A 15,280-nucleotide genomic window follows, 5' to 3' on the forward strand; every position below is an offset into this window, starting at 1 on the left:
TTTCGTGTTGAACAAATGCCTGTCTTTCTGGTTTTGTTCCTATATATGTCGGTTGGCGCGAATGTGCCTTTGGCATTCGCGCCACATGCCCGCCGCGTTTCGGGGGCATCACTCCAATAGAGAGGGGGCGCTATCATGGCCCAGTCATTACCCAGTATCGTTTCCGGCGAAGGCGGTCTCAGCCGCTACCTGGAAGAAATCCGCCGCTTTCCGATGCTTCAGCCGCAGGAAGAGTACATGCTCGCCAAGCGCTATGCCGAGCATGAGGACACCACGGCTGCGCACAAGCTCGTCACCAGCCACCTTCGGCTCGTCGCCAAGATCGCCATGGGCTATCGCGGCTATGGCCTGCCGATCGGTGAGGTGATCTCGGAAGGCAATGTCGGCCTGATGCAGGCCGTCAAGAAATTCGAACCGGAGCGCGGTTTCCGTCTCGCCACCTATGCGATGTGGTGGATCAAGGCCTCTATCCAGGAATACATCCTGCGCTCGTGGAGCCTGGTCAAGATGGGCACCACCGCCAACCAGAAGCGCCTGTTCTTCAACCTGCGCAAGGTGAAGGGCAAGATCCAGGCGCTCGACGAAGGCGATTTGAAGCCCGACCAGATCACCGAGATTGCCACCCGGCTGAACGTCTCGGAAGCGGAAGTCGTGTCGATGAACCGCCGTCTGTCGGGCGACGCCTCGCTCAATGCGCCCATCCGGGCCAGTGAAGGCGAGTCCGGCGAATGGCAGGACTGGCTGGTCGACGACCACGAAAGCCAGGAAGAGATGCTGATCGAGCAGGACGAGCTGGAAAACCGGCGCGGCATGCTGTCGGGCGCTCTTGCCGTGCTCAACGACCGCGAACGCCGCATCTTCGAGGCGCGCCGCCTCGCCGATGAGCCGTTGACGCTTGAAGAGCTGTCGGCCGAGTTCGATATCAGCCGCGAGCGCGTGCGCCAGATCGAGGTGCGCGCCTTCGAGAAGGTGCAGGACGCGGTCAAGGCCGCAGCCAAGCGCCAGACGCAGGCGCTGCGCACCATCGAGGCGCAGCCGGCGGCGTAAGGCCTTCCAAGGGAACAAATAACGGCGGCGTCAGGTAACTGGCGCCGCCGTTTCTTTTTAGAGGGTTGCCGGTTCCGCGGCGCCTTTTGCGGATGTCCGATCCGCCGTCGTAATTGCTCAGTAGTCTCGCCATGGCGTCCGCAGACGATCTCATCCACAGCGGTATTATCGCAATTTTCCCCAAGCCCTGAAAACCGCAACGCTGCAAGCTGTAGCGGCAATGTTCCGCGCCGACCGGGGCATTTCAAAACCCGGCGCTTGCGACAGGCGGGGGCGACAACGGGCGCCGGGGCCGCGCCGGGCAGTTGAGCCTATTGGAAACGAAAGGCAGTGTGACGATGACGATTTCTCCGTTTCTGGCCGCTCTCGGATCCGAAGGTCCGCCAGCCGACCGAGCGAAAGACATGGCCCTGTATGGATGGCTAATTGGAAGCTGGGAAATGGACTCGGTCCACTACCTCGACGACGGCGCAATCCAAAAATGGGATGGCGAATGCCATTTTGGCTGGGTGCTCGAAGGCCGCGCGATTCAGGACGTTTGGATCAGGCCCAAGCGCCCTGCGCCGTCGACGATGTATGGTACGACCTTGCGCATCTTCGACCCTGGGATCGATGGCTGGCATATCATATGGAACGACCCGCTCAACCAGGATCGCTCGCGCCAGATCGGCCGGGCCGAGGGTAAGGACATTGTCCAGCTCGGCAATGACTCGCGCGGTCTGCAAACTCGATGGCGTTTCACTGAGATCACTGCCACCAGCTTCCATTGGATCGGCGAGGAAAGATCTTCCGAGAGCGATCCTTGGCAAATCACGTATGAACATTTAGCCCGCCGAACAAAACCCTGACGCTGGACTGGCTGGCGTCTGCGCTGCTCCTCATCCGGCTGCCACCACCGTCTTCCCGCATGGACCTCTCGGATTCAAACATCGCAAAAATCGAATCAGGATCAATAACTTGGATGACCATCGCAGAACGATGAGGGCGGCGCCGAGTTTGAATGGCACTGTAATGCCAGCGACCCATCTCCTCACAGGCAATCGAGCGGAAATTTCAGATAGCGCCGCCCGTTGGATTCCGGTTCCGGCAGGCGTCCGCCATTCATATTGACCTGCAGCGCGTGCAGGATCAGCCGCGGCATCGGCAACGTCCTGTCGCGGGCTTGGCGGAGCGCGACGAAGTCGGCTTCCGTCTTGCAGCCGGCAACATGGATGTTGCCGGCTTTCTGCTCCGCGACCGTGCTTTCCCAGCGCGCTTCGCGACCGCCCGGCTGGTAGTCGTGACCGACGAACAGACGTGTCTCGTCCGGCAGCGCCAGGATGTCCTCGATCGAGTGCCAGAGCCGCTCGGCACTGCCGCCGGGAAAGTCCGTCCTGGCGGTGCCGCTGTCCGGCATGAACAGCGTGTCGTGGATGAAGGCGGCGTCGCCGATGACGTAAGTGATCGAGGCCAGCGTGTGGCCCGGCGAAAACAACACCCGTGCCGGAAGGCCGCCGACCGAAAATGTAGCGCCGTCGGCGAACAGCCTGTCCCATTGCGAACCGTCGGCGGGGAATTCCGGCCAGTTGTAGATCACCTTCCACAATTTCTGGACGTCGACGACCTTTTCGCCGATTGCCGTCGGCGCTCCGGTTCTCCCCCTCAGATAATGGGCGGCGGAGAAATGATCGGCATGCGGATGCGTGTCGAGGATCCACTCGACCTCCAGCCCGCTTTCCCTGACGAAGTCGAGCAGGGCGTCGGCGTTTTTCGTCGACGTTGCACCGGACCTTTCGTCGAAGTCGAGCACCGGATCGACGATGGCGCATCGGCGCGTCGCCATGTCGGCGACCACATACTGGACGGACCCGCTCAGCTTGTCATAGAAGCCGGTGACCTGCGACCTGGCCGATAATGCGTCCAATCCCAGCCCCCTTGATCCTCACCGTGGCAGGAATGACTTTCTCTGCCACGGCAAATGAAAGGCATGGTTGTCCGTCAACCAGGCGCCGTCAAGCATCCCATGCTCATACGGCCAAGAAAACCGAAAATTCTCCGTGCCGCCTCTGCCTGCTCAGGAAGGCTGCTTGGTTTTCCTGAGATATGGCAGGATTGTCTCGTAGGCGCCGAAGCGCTTGATGGCATCCTCATTCGAGACGGCAGCGGTGATGATGACGTCCTCGCCCTGCTTCCAGTTCGCCGGCGTCGCCACCTGGTGCTTGGCGGTCAGCTGCATGGAATCGATGGCGCGCAGAATTTCGTCGAAGTTGCGGCCCGTCGTCATCGGGTAGGTGAGAACCAGCTTGATCTTCTTGTCGGGTCCGATGACGTAGACCGAACGCACCGTGGCATTGTCGGCGGGCGTGCGGCCTTCCGAGCTCTCGCCGGCACCCGCCGGCAGCATCTCGTAAAGCTTGGCGACCTTGAGATCCTTGTCGCCGATCAGCGGGTAGTTCACCGAATGGCCGGTCGCGGTCTTGATGTCGTTCTGCCACTTTCCATGGCTTTCGACGGGATCGACCGAGATGCCGATGATCTTGACGTTGCGCTTCCTGAACTCGCCTTCGAGCCCGGCCATTGTGCCGAGTTCGGTCGTGCAAACCGGCGTAAAGTTCTTCGGATGGCTGAACAATACCGCCCAGCCGTCGCCGATCCATTCATGGAAGCTGATTGGTCCTTGCGTGGTCTCAGCGGTGAAGTCCGGTGCGATATCGTTGATACGAAGGCTCATGGCGTGTCCCTACCCTGTGAGTGCAGATCGCAGCCGGCGTTGACCGGCGCTGCTTTTGCCTTTCTATCACTCCGGCGTCATCCTTCAAACGCCTGTTGCGCCGGCATCAAGGCCGGCGGCGAAATATTTTCATTGCTTCTCGGCAAATGCAGCAGGAATTTTTGCTGCGCTGGCTCAGGCCTTGTTCACTGCCAGCGTCGTCGCCAGGTCTTCCATGCGCTGGGCCAGCGCGCCGAGCGCCCCGGTCAGCACGGAATCGTTCTTGTCGGCCTTGGTCAGTGCGTCGTCGCGCGTCTTGCGCAGCGTCAGCACTTCGCTTTCCATGCCCTTGACCCGCTTTTGCAGTTCCGAAAGCTCGTCCATGACCATGATGCCGGCCATCACGGTCAGCCGCTGGTCGCCGATCTCGCCAAAAGAATCTTTCAGATGCGAGACATAGCGGTCGAAGCGCTCGGCGAGGTCGATCAGATGCTCTTCCTGGCCCTCGTCGCAGGCCATCCGATACTGCTTGCCGTCGATGGAAACCGTGACTTGTGCCATTTGCCTACCTGTCCAGTACCGCGCGGATGGTTTCCATGGCTGTCACCAGCCTTCGCGACACTTCCTTGTTGGCATCTTCCAGCCGTTCGGCGCGGGCCTCGGAATTGTCGAGTTCCTGCGCCAGCCGCGAGCGGTCGGCGTTCATCCGCTGCACTTCGGCCTCGGCTTCCGAATAGTCTCGCTCATGCTCGAGCTTGGCCGCGACGGCGTTTTCCAGCCCTTCGATAGCCTTACCCAGCCTGGCAATGACTTCCTTGAGGGTCGTTTCCCCGGTCATGGCTTTCGTCCTGCGCCCTGCCCATCACCGAATCATTCACGTTCAGAACGCGTTATCCCTGAAACATTACGCGCCGTGTGAACCGCACGTCAATAAAGCTGTCGCGACTGTCCCCTGCTAACGCTAATGTACGTGGCGCATGGCCATCACAAGACCGGCAAAAGCACACCGATTTGTTGACTAAAAGGCCGCGCCTGCTATGTGTCGCGCACCCTTTTCAAGGGCTCTCCCAAGGCCCCAAACCCCCATTTTGGAGGAAGCATGACCTCGCGCGAACAACATGACCGGATGGCCAATGCGATCCGTTTTCTCGCCATGGACGCCGTCGAGAAGGCAAATTCCGGCCACCCCGGGCTGCCCATGGGCTGCGCCGACATCGCCACTGTGCTGTTCACGCGCTTTCTGAAATACGATCCGAAGAACCCGCATTGGCCGGACCGCGACCGCTTCATCCTGTCGGCCGGCCACGGCTCGATGCTGCTTTACTCGCTACTCTATCTGACCGGCTACGAAGACATCACCATCGACCAGATCAAGCAGTTCCGCCAATTGGGATCGAGGACCGCGGGCCACCCGGAATATGGCCATGCCGCCGGCATCGAGACGACGACCGGCCCACTCGGCCAGGGTCTCGCCAATTCGGTCGGCTTCGCGCTCGGCGAGCGCATCATGAATGCCGCTTTCGGCAACGACCTCGTCGACCACTACACCTATGTGCTGGCCGGTGACGGCTGCCTGATGGAAGGCGTGTCCCAGGAAGCTATCGCGCTTGCCGGGCATCTGAAGCTGAACAAGCTGATCGTCTTCTGGGACAACAACAACATCTCGATCGACGGCCCGGTATCGCTGGCCGACAACACCGATCAGGTCGCCCGCTTCCAGGCATCCGGCTGGAATGCCAGCCATATCGACGGCCAGGACCCGGAAGCGATCGCTTACGCCATCGAAGCGGCCCGCCACTCCGACAAGCCGACGATGATCGCCTGCAAGACGACCATCGGCTTCGGCGCGCCGACCAAGGCCGGCACCAACAAGGCGCACGGCTCGCCGCTCGGCGCCGAGGAAATCGCCGGCGCCAGAAAATTCTTCGGCTGGGATTATCCTCCCTTCGAGGTTCCGGCCGATATCCTCGACGCATGGCGTACCGCCGGCCAGACCGGCGTCAAGGCACGCACCGACTGGGAAAGCCGCCTTGCCAAGGCCGATGCCAAATTGCGCGGCGAGTTCGAACGCCGCACCAGTGGCATGCTGCCGGCCAACTTCGACGCTGTCATTGGCGATTACAAGAAGAAGCTCGCCGCCGACAAGCCAAAGGTCGCCACCCGCAAATCGTCGGAAATGGCGTTGGAGGTCATCAATGGCGCCGTGCCCGAAACCATCGGAGGCTCGGCCGATTTGACCGGCTCCAACAACACCAAGACCAGCCAGACCAAGAACATCACTGCCGACGATTATGGCCAGCGCTATGTCCACTACGGCATTCGTGAGCACGGCATGGCGGCCGCGCTCAACGGGCTGACGCTGCATGGCGGCATTATCGCCTATGGCGGCACTTTCATGTGCTTTTCCGATTATGCCCGTCCGGCGATGCGGCTTGCCTCGTTGATGGGCATCCGCTCGATCTTCGTCATGACCCATGATTCGATCGGCCTTGGCGAAGACGGCCCGACCCATCAGCCGGTCGAGCATCTGGCAGCACTTCGCGCCATCCCGAACCACAATGTCTTCCGCCCGGCCGACGCGGTCGAAACCGCGGAATGCTGGCAGTTGGCCATTGAGTCGGAAAAGACGCCTTCGACATTGGCGCTGACCCGGCAGAACCTGCCGACGGTACGCAACGACTTCGTTGCGGAAAACCTCAGCAGCCGCGGCGCCTATGAACTTGCCGCCGCCAGCGGTGAAGCCGCGGTGACGATCTTCGCTTCGGGCTCCGAGGTCGAGATCGCGCTGGCCGCCCGCGAGGCGTTGGAAAAGCACGGCCATGCGACCCGCGTCGTCTCGGTGCCGTGCTTCGAATTGTTCGATAAGCAGAGCGCCGACTATCGCAGCAGAACGATCGGCAATGCGCCGCTCAAGATTGCCATCGAAGCCGGCATCCGCCAGGGCTGGGATCACTTCATCGGCACCGACGGCATCTTCATCGGCATGACCGGCTTCGGCGCCTCCGGCACCATCGAACAGCTCTATCCGCATTTCGGCATTACCGCCGAAGCAACGGTGCAGGCGGCGGAAGCCCGCCTGCACCGCAAATGAAAGTGAGCCCCGACCGGCAAAGGCTGGCATAGCGGTTTTGCCGGCCGGTGGAGCACTAATCGATTTAAATCCGAGCCTCGGCGGCTGGATTCTTTGCCCGTCCGCCGTTATGAAGCTGCGGACTTGATCTTCGGCCTCCAACTCCCAGGGAGAGAACAATGACCGTCAGAGTTGCCATCAACGGATTCGGCCGCATCGGCCGCAATATCCTGCGCGCCATCCACGAATCTGGCCGCAAGGATATCGACGTCGTCGCCGTCAACGATCTCGGCCCGGTCGAAACCAATGCGCATCTGCTGCGCTTCGACAGCGTGCATGGCCGCTTTCCGCATGAGGTGACGGTGGACGGCGACCAGATCATCGTCGGCAAGGAAAAATTCAAGGTCACCGCGATCAAGGATCCGACGCAACTGCCGTGGAAGGAACTCGGCATCGACATCGCGCTCGAATGCACCGGCATCTTCACCGCCCGCGACAAGGCCGCCGCCCATCTCACGGCCGGCGCTAAACGCGTTCTCGTCTCCGCCCCAGCGGAGGGTGCCGATCTGACCGTCGTCTATGGCATCAATCACGACAAGCTGACCAAGGACCACATCGTCATTTCGAACGCCTCCTGCACCACCAACTGTCTGGCGCCGCTGGCGGCCGTGCTGAATGAGGCCGTCGGCATCGAGAAGGGCATGATGACGACGATCCATTCCTACACTGGCGACCAGCCGACGCTGGACACCATGCACAAGGACCTCTACCGCGCCCGCGCCGCGGCGCTGTCGCAGATCCCGACCTCGACTGGCGCCGCCAAGGCCATCGGCCTGGTACTGCCCGAGCTCAAGGGCAAGCTCGACGGCATCTCCATCCGCGTGCCGACCCCGAACGTCTCGCTCGTCGATTTCAAGTTCATCGCCAAGCGGCCGACCACCGTCCAGGAAATCAACGACGCGGTAATCGCCGCTTCGAACGGCAAACTGAAGGGCATCCTCGCCGTCACTCGTCACCCCAATGTTTCGATCGACTTCAACCACGATCCGCATTCCTCGATCGTGGCGCTCGACCAGACCAAGGTCATGGACGGCAACTTCGTTTCGGTGCTGTCCTGGTACGACAATGAGTGGGGCTTCTCCAACCGCATGGGGGATACCGCCGTCGCCTTCGGCAAGACCATCGCCTGATCGCAGAATCGTCTTCTCGATTTTGAAACGCCCGGCTCCGTCCGGGCGTTTTTCGTTGTAACGCGATCGTCGGAAGCAGGCTCCCGTGCCAGGAGCGCGAGATGCGCCAACCGTCCGCAAATCAGCGGCATAGGGCAAAAAACCACGTCGCCGCCTTGCAGCGGCCATGTCTTCGCCCCACTCTCCCGTGATGCCGGAGGCATACCGATTAGAGGGGGCGATCAACGAATGGAGCATGGGATCTATCTCGTGACGCTGGTTGGCGCAGCGCTTGTCGTTGCCGCCGCGTTTTCGAGCCTGATCGCCTTCCGCTTCGGCGCCCCTCTCCTGCTGCTGTTTCTCTGCATCGGCCTCGCCACCGGAACCGACGGTCTCGGCATCCACTTCGACAATGCCCGGTTTGCTTATTTTGCCGGCTCATTGGCACTAGCGGTCATCCTCTTCGATTCCGGCTTCGGCACGCCGCTCAACGCCTTGCGACAGGCGGCCGGGCCGGCGCTGTCGCTGGCGACCTTCGGTGTCCTTTTGACCACTGGCCTGTTCGGCGCCGCCGCCTATTATTTGCTCGACCTGACATGGCTGGAATCCTTCCTGCTCGGTGCCGCCGTCGCCTCGACCGACGCCGCGGCGGTGTTCTTCCTGCTGCGCGCCGGCGAGATCAATTTGCGCGAGCGCGTACGTTCCACCCTCGAGGTGGAATCCGGCACCAATGACCCGATCGCCATCTTCCTGACCATCACGCTGGTCGAGGTCATCGCCGCCAACACCCACCCCGAGGCCAAGGTGCTGGTCACCGATCTTGCCGTCGGTTTCCTTGTCAACATGGGGCTCGGCGCTGTCATCGGCATTCTCGGCGGCATGGCCATCGTGCGCCTTGTCGATCGCCTCAATCTCGATCACGGCCTGCTGCCGATCTTCGTGCTGACGCTGTCGCTGATGGTGTTCGCTGCCGCCGGCGCCGTCGGCGGCTCCGGCTTCCTGGCGGTTTATCTCGCAGGCCTGATTGCCGGCAATTCCGATATCCGCGCCGTCACTATTCTCAAGCGCTTCCAGGACGGCATGTCGTGGCTGGCGCAGATCATCATGTTCCTGATCCTCGGCCTGTTCGCGACGCCTTCGCAATTTCCGGCGATCCTGGTGCCGGCGGTGCTGCTCGGCCTGTTCCTGATATTTGTGGCACGGCCAATCGCCGTCTGGCTCTGCCTGATGCCGTTCCGTCTGCCGCGCCCGGAAGTCGCCTTTGTCTCCTGGGTGGGCCTGCGTGGCGCCGTGTCGATCCTGCTTGCCATCACGCCGCTGCTCGGCGGCCTGGAGAACGGCCGCCTCATCTTCAACACCGCCTTCATCATCGTGCTGGTCTCGCTGGTCATCCAGGGATGGACCGTCGGACCGCTGGCGCGCCGCCTCGGCCTGATCGTGCCGGCCCGCCTGGGACCGCTCGACAAGGTCGAATTGGAACTCCCGGGCTCCGCCCATCACGAGCTTCTCGCCTACCGCGTGGCACCCGGCAGCCCGGTGGCGCGCGGCGAACGCATTCCGCGCTGGGCGCGGCCGTCGCTGGTGCTGCGCGACGGACGCTCGATGCGCTTCCAGGACATGGGCCGGCTGGCGGCCGGCGACCACGTCTACATCTTCGTGCCGGACCGCTATCCGCGCTTGCTCGACAAGCTGTTCGCCAGCCGTGCCGTGGTCGATCCCGAGGACGCGGATTTCTTCGGCGCCTTCGCCGTCGATCCGTCACGCTCCGCCGAGGAACTGGAGACCGCCTACGCGCCGGGCCTGACCGAGGCGGAACGCAAGCTCACCATTGGCGATCTGGTCACGGCGCGACTCGGCCGCCACGCCGAATATGCCGACCGCGTGCTGCTCGGCCCGATCGAGCTGATCGTCCGCGACGTCGACGACAAGGGCAGGATCACCGGCCTTGGCCTGTCCTTCGAGCCGACCGCGCCGGTGGCGCGCGTTCCGGTGTTCCTCAGCGCCGGCGAAATCCGCGACCGCATCGCCGCCTTCATCCGCAACCGGCGCAAGCCGGCCGAGGCGCAGGCGGTCGAGGCGGCGGCCGAGATGGAACCGGTTCCGCAGCCCGTGGTGGAAAAGACAACTGGCGACGGCTGACCGCTGTCCACCCGAGCCGCGGAACCCTGCCGCGAGGCTGAAGAATGGCTCGGCAACTGGTGTGGCGGGTCCATGTGGTCCGACATCGCCGGAAATGATCCCGATCGGCCGGTTGCGAGGGCGTCCGGCCGATCAGTCGCCAATTCTCCGGCGCGCCATAGGGGCGCGCTTAATTGTTGCGGGCCGCTACGAACTGCGCCGCTTGTTTCAGAAGCGCAGCTTGCTCGCCAAAAGGTTCGAGCAACGCATGAGCCTGGTCAACGAGGCCATGGAGCTGGCCCCGCGCCCAGTCCGGTCCGTGCAGCGCGACCAGCGTCGCCTTGCCGGCCGCGGCATCCTTGCCGGTCGCCTTGCCCATCTGATGCGCGTCGGCGGTCAGGTCGAGCAGATCGTCGGCAAGCTGAAAGGCAAGCCCGATCGCCGAGCCGAACTCGGCCAGCCTTTCGCGGTCGCCCGACGGCGCGCCGGCAAGGATAGCGCCCGCTTCGCAGGCAAAGCGGATCAGCGCACCGGTTTTCATCGCCTGAAGCCGGATGATGCCGGCCTCGTCCGGCCGGCTTTGTTCGGCTTCGAGATCGAGCATCTGGCCGCCGACCATGCTTCCCGCCCCGGCGGCGCGGGCCAGTGCCAGCACCAGCGTTGCCCTGCGCTCGGCCGGCAGCATTGTCGCCTCGTCGGCAAGGATGTCGAAGGCAAGTGTCAGCAAGGCGTCGCCCGCAAGAATGGCGGTCGCCTCATCGAAAGCCCTGTGCACGGTCGGCTGGCCGCGGCGCAAATCGTCGTCGTCCATGGCCGGCAGATCGTCATGGATGAGCGAATAGCAGTGCACGCATTCGAGCGCCGCCGCGACGCGCAGCGCCGCCTCGCCGTCGGCTGAAAACAGTGCAGCACTTTCCATGACCAGGAAGGGACGCAGTCGTTTGCCGCCGTTCAGCACGCCATGTCGCATTGCCGCCATCAGGCGTTCGGGCCGCGCGACCTCGCCCGAAAGCGTCCGTCCGTCGAGCAACCGCCTAAGCAGCGCCTCGAGCGGAACTGCCCGGGCAATAAGTGCAGCTTCGAACGCCATTTGGTCGTCTTTCGTCATGGTCGGGAGCGGTAGCCGACACTCAGACGTTGCGCAAGAAGCCAAGCGCCATTATGCCGGGGGCAGGGAGTAGCGCGGACTGGGTGGCTTGGCGGAACCGATCGTCGATCACGAAACCGAAGGGTTGGACATGGCGAGACCGAGACGCGGCAGCCGCATCGGTCTTCAACGCTGGGTCCGGCGCGGCATCGCCGTCGCGGTCGTGCTGGCGCTGGTGCCGGTGGTGCTGACCTTCCTGTACCTGCCGACATTCGTGCATCCGGTGTCGACATTGATGCTGAAGGACCTGGCGACGTTTTCTGGCTACGATCGGCGCTGGGTTTCCATCGACGATGTCGCGCCGGTGCTGGCATATTCGGTCATCATGTCGGAGGACGGGCAGTTCTGTTTCCATCGCGGGGTCGATCTGGGCGAGTTGCGCGGCGTCGTCGACGATGCGCTCGCCGGCGAGATGACACGTGGCGCCTCGACCATCACCATGCAGACGGTAAAGAATCTTTATCTATGGTCGCGGCCGTTGGGCTCGGTCCGTAAGGTCGTGGAACTGCCGCTGGCCGTCTATTTCGATGCGGTGCTGTCGAAACGGCGGATCATGGAGATCTACCTCAACATCGCCGAATGGGGACCGGGCATCTACGGCATCGAGGCCGCCGCCCAGCATCATTTCGGCGTCTCGGCAAAACAGCTGTCGCGCCGGCAGGCAGCGCTGCTTGCCGTCACCTTGCCGAATCCGATCGTGCGCAATCCGGCGAAGCCCGGGCCGGGACTGAGGCGGCTTGCCGCGTTGATCGAACGGCGCGCCGGCCGCGCCGGCGCCTATGTCGGTTGCCTGCGATAGTGTCAAAAAAAAACACGGCGACGCTGGCCAAAACGCCGTCGGGCGTGTATAGGCACCCGACTTTCTCAGATTCCGGCCCCTGATGTGGCCCTTTCACGAGGGCCGCCGGGGCGTTTTGACCATGTAGTGGAGCATATCCATGGCCGTTCCGAAACGAAAAACCTCTCCGTCGAAGCGCGGCATGCGCCGTTCTGCCGACGCACTGAAGGCCCCGACCTATGTCGAGGACAAGAACTCCGGCGAGATGCGCCGTCCGCACCATATCGACCTGAAGACCGGCATGTATCGCGGTCGCCAGGTTCTGGAGCCGAAGGAAAGCTGAGAGAGCTTTCGACGGTTTATGGGTTGCGAAACGACCGGCCATTGGCCGGTCTTTTTGCGTTTGCGACAACTGATCGTATCAGCCGGGCCTGACATTGTTGTTTCACGCCGTCTTTGTCCGTGTTTATCGGCCGCACGAAAATTCTTGACGGCGAACGCCGGGCGCACTCTACAAAGATCAGTCCAACCGGAGCCGCCACATGTTCGGTGCCATCCCGCTGCTGATCGTGCCTTTCATCCTCTACAATCTCGGGCTTCTGGGAATATTCGGCAGCGGCGACGATCCGTGGGCCACCGAAATGTTTTCGGTCCGGATGATGTCGGGTGGCGTGTTCTCGATGACCCTCGGCGACCTCATCGTGCTGATCGCACTGATCTTCTTGTTCGTCGAAGTGGTGAAGTCGACGCGCACGACAAATGCCTCGATCATGGACCATCTTTTGTCGACCTTCGTCTTTGTGGCCTATCTGGTCGAGTTCCTGCTGGTGAAGGGCGCCGCCCATTCCGTTTTCTTCACACTGATGGTCATAGCGTTGATCGACGTGCTGGCCGGCTTTTCGGTGTCGATGCGGTCGGCCACCCGCGACATCAATATGAGTTAAGGATCCCGACTCAGCCCGGGTCAGCGGTGAAGCCAGCCGCCTCGACGCCGGCGATGGCTGCCGTTTCATCATTGTCGGACGTGTCGCCGGAAATACCGATGGCGCCGATGATCGTGCCGGCGTTGTCGCGGATCAGCACGCCGCCGACGACCGGCAGGACGCGCCCGCCCGACACGTCGGAGACGCCGGCGATCAGATGCGGGCGCTCCTTGGCGAAAGCTTCCACCCGGCGCGAGCCCATGCCGATAGCGAGCGCGCCATAGGCCTTGCCGGCCGACATTTGCGGACGCAGGAAAGAGGCGCCGTCCTGACGCTGGAACGCGACCAGATGGGCGCCGGCGTCGAGCACCGAGACGCCAAGCGGCCTGAGCTTGAGCTCGGCACCCTTGGCAAAGGCGGCGGCGATGATTTCAAGGGCTTTGTCGAGCGTCAGTGCGGTCATGGCCGTCTCCTAAACGCGCCAGTTATCAACCGGCAGAACAGACTCCGAGTGAACTGTTTCGCGTGCGAAAGGAAGCATGCATTCTGGGAGCGCCGGCCTATTTCTTCTTGGCGCGAGGCTTCTTCACCGGGGCCGGAGGCGCATTGGCCAGGTCTTCCGCTTCCTTGGCGAGGCGCAGCGCCCGCAGCTTGTTGGTCTTGGCTTGGCGAGCGTCGCTCTCGGCGACATATTCCGCCATCGCCTTCTGGCGAACCGTGGCTGCCTCTTCCTGTTTCTTGAAACGCAAATCGGCCCGCGCACGGGCAGTGTCCTTAGAGTTCTCGACCAAGAGCGTTATCCAATCCGTAAATTATCTTCAGTCCCTTGATAGCAGAGCCAGCCCGCAATTGGGAAAATAAGTTGGTCATGGCGCCGGATCGCAGCCGACTCGCTCCGCCTTGCGGGCGACTACCGCATCGTATCCGGCCTGCAAAGTCGCGCGGACGGTGGGTCCAGATGGGGCGGGAGACGCACCCAGATGCTCGTGGCGCAACTCGTTCATGAACTTATCCCACATCGGCGGGCCGCCTTTTTCCAGAAGCTCGGCACGGATAGAGAGCTCTTCGCTGACCGGCAGCCAGACGCGGCCCCAGGCGCCGAGATGCGCCAGGATCGGCACCAGCGTAATCGCCATTTCGGTCAGGCTGTAGATCGCCTTTTGCTTGTGGGAGGGATCGTCCGCCTTGGTCAGCATGCCGAGCTCCATCAGCCGCTTCAGCCGGTCGGCGAGGATGTTGGAGGCGATGCCCTCCATCGAGCCGTTGAGCAGTTCGCGAAAGTGGCGTCTGCCGCCGAAGATGATGTCGCGAAGGATGATCAGGCTCCACCGGTCACCGAACACTTCGAGCGACAGGTTGATGGGGCATCCGGACCGACGATCGATGTTCATGCGAATCTCCAAAACCGGTTGCATTGTCGTATCGTTTTAATATCGTGCAACTGATTGCAACTTGCAATCGGATTTGCGGCCCAAGGAGGAAAGTCATGAGAAACGCCGAACACCCCGAAATCGTATCCCAAACCTTCGGCGATCCGGCCCATCCGGCGGTGTTGTTGATCATGGGCGCGATGGCTTCCATGCTTTGGTGGCCCGAAGCGTTTTGCCGGAAGCTGGCCGGCGAAGGTCGCTTCGTGATCCGCTATGACAATCGCGATACCGGCCGTTCGACCAAATACGCGCCGGGCGAGCCGCCTTATACATTCGACGACATGGCGGACGATGCTATCCGCGTCCTTGACGACCATGGAATCCGAAAGGCGCATGTGGTCGGCATGTCGATGGGCGGCATGATCGCGCAGCTCGTTGCGTTGAAATACCCGTCGCGTGTCACTTCGCTGACGGTGATCAGCAGTTCGCCCTTGGGCATCGATACGTCGCATTTGCCCGGAACCACCGAGGCCTATAGGAAACATTCGGCCGAAGGCGCGAAGGTCGACTGGTCTGACCGTGGCCAAGCGGTCGATTTCATGGTCAAAAACGCGCGTGCGCTCGCCGGCACCGCGCATCCGTTCGATGAGGCGCGGACGAGAGCGTTCGTGGAACAGGACTACGACCGGTCCGGCGGCTTTCTCAGCGCGACCAATCACTTCATGCTCAAGGGCGGCGAAGATCGGAGCGGCGAGGACTGGACGGGGCGGCTGCACGAGATGAAGATTCCGCTCCTCGTTGTCCACGGCACCGACGATCCGATCTTTCCAGCCGAGCATGGCGCCGCTCTTGCCGACGCGGTCGCCGGTGCAAGACTGGTCCGGATCAAGGGCGGCGGCCACGAGCTGCATCCCGACGATTGGGCCGCGATCATCGATGCGATCGTCGCCCACAGCCGGGCCACGTAGC

The 15,280-nt window shown here is 62.4% G+C and carries 17 protein-coding genes; 9 read left to right on the forward strand and 8 right to left on the reverse strand.

The genetic code is table 11. The features are described 5' to 3' along the window. Positions 1–135 precede the first annotated feature (135 nt). Both rpoH and NKI58_RS01630 read left to right on the forward strand, forming a co-directional pair. Positions 136–1,047, forward strand: a complete 912-nt coding sequence (gene rpoH / locus NKI58_RS01625) for an RNA polymerase sigma factor RpoH (RefSeq protein WP_023678514.1) — start codon at positions 136–138, stop codon at positions 1,045–1,047. Between the two features lie 338 nt (positions 1,048–1,385). Continuing rightward, positions 1,386–1,895 (forward strand): hypothetical protein, encoded by a 510-nt coding sequence (locus NKI58_RS01630; RefSeq protein WP_352571979.1) that lies wholly within the window; start codon positions 1,386–1,388, stop codon positions 1,893–1,895. A 182-nt stretch (positions 1,896–2,077) separates the two neighbouring features. Here the strand turns inward: NKI58_RS01630 and NKI58_RS01635 are convergent, their stop codons facing one another. The 4 genes from NKI58_RS01635 to NKI58_RS01650 form a co-directional block, all read right to left on the reverse strand. Then, positions 2,078–2,950 (reverse strand): MBL fold metallo-hydrolase, encoded by an 873-nt coding sequence (locus NKI58_RS01635; RefSeq protein ID WP_352826496.1) that lies wholly within the window; start codon positions 2,948–2,950, stop codon positions 2,078–2,080. Positions 2,951–3,100: 150 nt separating this feature from the next. Continuing rightward, entirely contained in the window at positions 3,101–3,757 is a 657-nt protein-coding gene (locus tag NKI58_RS01640; protein WP_352522783.1) for a peroxiredoxin, read from the reverse strand. A 174-nt stretch (positions 3,758–3,931) separates the two neighbouring features. Beyond that, a complete protein-coding gene (locus NKI58_RS01645) occupies positions 3,932–4,297 on the reverse strand; it encodes a cell division protein ZapA (protein WP_254816554.1) in 366 nt (121 codons plus the stop codon). A gap of 4 nt (positions 4,298–4,301) precedes the next feature. Further along, a complete protein-coding gene (locus NKI58_RS01650; RefSeq protein ID WP_006200774.1) occupies positions 4,302–4,574 on the reverse strand; it encodes a DUF4164 domain-containing protein in 273 nt (90 codons plus the stop codon). Positions 4,575–4,835: 261 nt separating this feature from the next. Here NKI58_RS01650 and tkt point away from each other — a divergent pair, with 261 nt between their 5' ends. The 3 genes from tkt to NKI58_RS01665 all read left to right on the forward strand — a co-directional run bounded on the left by tkt (position 4,836) and on the right by NKI58_RS01665 (position 10,114). Continuing rightward, entirely contained in the window at positions 4,836–6,827 is a 1,992-nt protein-coding gene (gene tkt, locus NKI58_RS01655) for a transketolase (RefSeq protein ID WP_352775512.1), read from the forward strand. Between the two features lie 158 nt (positions 6,828–6,985). Continuing rightward, complete coding sequence (gap, locus tag NKI58_RS01660) at positions 6,986–7,996, forward strand: type I glyceraldehyde-3-phosphate dehydrogenase (RefSeq protein WP_352522785.1); 1,011 nt, start codon at positions 6,986–6,988, stop codon at positions 7,994–7,996. Between the two features lie 228 nt (positions 7,997–8,224). Continuing rightward, on the forward strand, positions 8,225–10,114 hold the full coding sequence (locus NKI58_RS01665) for a potassium/proton antiporter (RefSeq protein WP_352826495.1): 1,890 nt from the start codon (positions 8,225–8,227) through the stop codon (positions 10,112–10,114). A gap of 169 nt (positions 10,115–10,283) precedes the next feature. Here NKI58_RS01665 and NKI58_RS01670 read toward each other — a convergent pair whose 3' ends face one another. Further along, positions 10,284–11,201, reverse strand: coding sequence for a polyprenyl synthetase family protein (locus NKI58_RS01670; protein ID WP_352457948.1), 918 nt, complete (start codon positions 11,199–11,201; stop codon positions 10,284–10,286). Between the two features lie 79 nt (positions 11,202–11,280). On the opposite strand from NKI58_RS01670, the gene NKI58_RS01675 reads away from it, so the two are divergent. The 3 genes from NKI58_RS01675 (at position 11,281) to NKI58_RS01685 (ending at position 12,962) form a co-directional block, all read left to right on the forward strand. Continuing rightward, a complete protein-coding gene (locus tag NKI58_RS01675) occupies positions 11,281–12,039 on the forward strand; it encodes a biosynthetic peptidoglycan transglycosylase (protein WP_031212144.1) in 759 nt (252 codons plus the stop codon). 139 nt (positions 12,040–12,178) lie between these two features. After that, positions 12,179–12,361 carry a 50S ribosomal protein L32 gene (gene rpmF, locus NKI58_RS01680; protein ID WP_006203806.1) on the forward strand — a complete coding sequence of 61 codons (183 nt, stop codon included), beginning with the start codon at positions 12,179–12,181 and terminating at the stop codon, positions 12,359–12,361. 199 nt (positions 12,362–12,560) lie between these two features. Then, positions 12,561–12,962 (forward strand): hypothetical protein, encoded by a 402-nt coding sequence (locus NKI58_RS01685; RefSeq protein WP_023678503.1) that lies wholly within the window; start codon positions 12,561–12,563, stop codon positions 12,960–12,962. A gap of 10 nt (positions 12,963–12,972) precedes the next feature. On the opposite strand, the gene NKI58_RS01690 is transcribed toward NKI58_RS01685, so the two are convergent. The 3 genes from NKI58_RS01690 to NKI58_RS01700 form a co-directional block, all read right to left on the reverse strand. Then, positions 12,973–13,404, reverse strand: a complete 432-nt coding sequence (locus tag NKI58_RS01690) for a GlcG/HbpS family heme-binding protein (RefSeq protein ID WP_023678502.1) — start codon at positions 13,402–13,404, stop codon at positions 12,973–12,975. Positions 13,405–13,501: 97 nt separating this feature from the next. Further along, positions 13,502–13,732, reverse strand: coding sequence for a hypothetical protein (locus NKI58_RS01695; RefSeq protein WP_023678501.1), 231 nt, complete (start codon positions 13,730–13,732; stop codon positions 13,502–13,504). A 75-nt stretch (positions 13,733–13,807) separates the two neighbouring features. Next, positions 13,808–14,332, reverse strand: a complete 525-nt coding sequence (locus NKI58_RS01700) for a winged helix-turn-helix transcriptional regulator (RefSeq protein WP_352451127.1) — start codon at positions 14,330–14,332, stop codon at positions 13,808–13,810. Between the two features lie 95 nt (positions 14,333–14,427). On the opposite strand from NKI58_RS01700, the gene NKI58_RS01705 reads away from it, so the two are divergent. Beyond that, positions 14,428–15,279 carry an alpha/beta fold hydrolase gene (locus NKI58_RS01705; protein ID WP_352457947.1) on the forward strand — a complete coding sequence of 284 codons (852 nt, stop codon included), beginning with the start codon at positions 14,428–14,430 and terminating at the stop codon, positions 15,277–15,279. Position 15,280 lies beyond the last annotated feature (1 nt).

The organism is Mesorhizobium sp. M0522, assembly GCF_040321085.1.
Lineage (GTDB): Bacteria > Pseudomonadota > Alphaproteobacteria > Rhizobiales > Rhizobiaceae > Mesorhizobium.

Excerpts from the sequence above, each read along its gene's own strand:
- rpoH (WP_023678514.1), top strand. The coding sequence starts at position 136 with ATGGCCCAGTCATTACCCAGTATCGTTTCCGGCGAAGGCGGTCTCAGC.
- NKI58_RS01630 (WP_352571979.1), top strand. The coding sequence starts at position 1,386 with ATGACGATTTCTCCGTTTCTGGCCGCTCTCGGATCCGAAGGTCCGCCA.
- NKI58_RS01640 (WP_352522783.1), bottom strand. The coding sequence starts at position 3,757 with ATGAGCCTTCGTATCAACGATATCGCACCGGACTTCACCGCTGAGACC.
- NKI58_RS01645 (WP_254816554.1), bottom strand. The coding sequence starts at position 4,297 with ATGGCACAAGTCACGGTTTCCATCGACGGCAAGCAGTATCGGATGGCC.
- NKI58_RS01650 (WP_006200774.1), bottom strand. The coding sequence starts at position 4,574 with ATGACCGGGGAAACGACCCTCAAGGAAGTCATTGCCAGGCTGGGTAAG.
- tkt (WP_352775512.1), top strand. The coding sequence starts at position 4,836 with ATGACCTCGCGCGAACAACATGACCGGATGGCCAATGCGATCCGTTTT.
- gap (WP_352522785.1), top strand. The coding sequence starts at position 6,986 with ATGACCGTCAGAGTTGCCATCAACGGATTCGGCCGCATCGGCCGCAAT.
- NKI58_RS01665 (WP_352826495.1), top strand. The coding sequence starts at position 8,225 with ATGGAGCATGGGATCTATCTCGTGACGCTGGTTGGCGCAGCGCTTGTC.
- NKI58_RS01670 (WP_352457948.1), bottom strand. The coding sequence starts at position 11,201 with ATGACGAAAGACGACCAAATGGCGTTCGAAGCTGCACTTATTGCCCGG.
- rpmF (WP_006203806.1), top strand. The coding sequence starts at position 12,179 with ATGGCCGTTCCGAAACGAAAAACCTCTCCGTCGAAGCGCGGCATGCGC.
- NKI58_RS01685 (WP_023678503.1), top strand. The coding sequence starts at position 12,561 with ATGTTCGGTGCCATCCCGCTGCTGATCGTGCCTTTCATCCTCTACAAT.
- NKI58_RS01690 (WP_023678502.1), bottom strand. The coding sequence starts at position 13,404 with ATGACCGCACTGACGCTCGACAAAGCCCTTGAAATCATCGCCGCCGCC.
- NKI58_RS01700 (WP_352451127.1), bottom strand. The coding sequence starts at position 14,332 with ATGAACATCGATCGTCGGTCCGGATGCCCCATCAACCTGTCGCTCGAA.
- NKI58_RS01705 (WP_352457947.1), top strand. The coding sequence starts at position 14,428 with ATGAGAAACGCCGAACACCCCGAAATCGTATCCCAAACCTTCGGCGAT.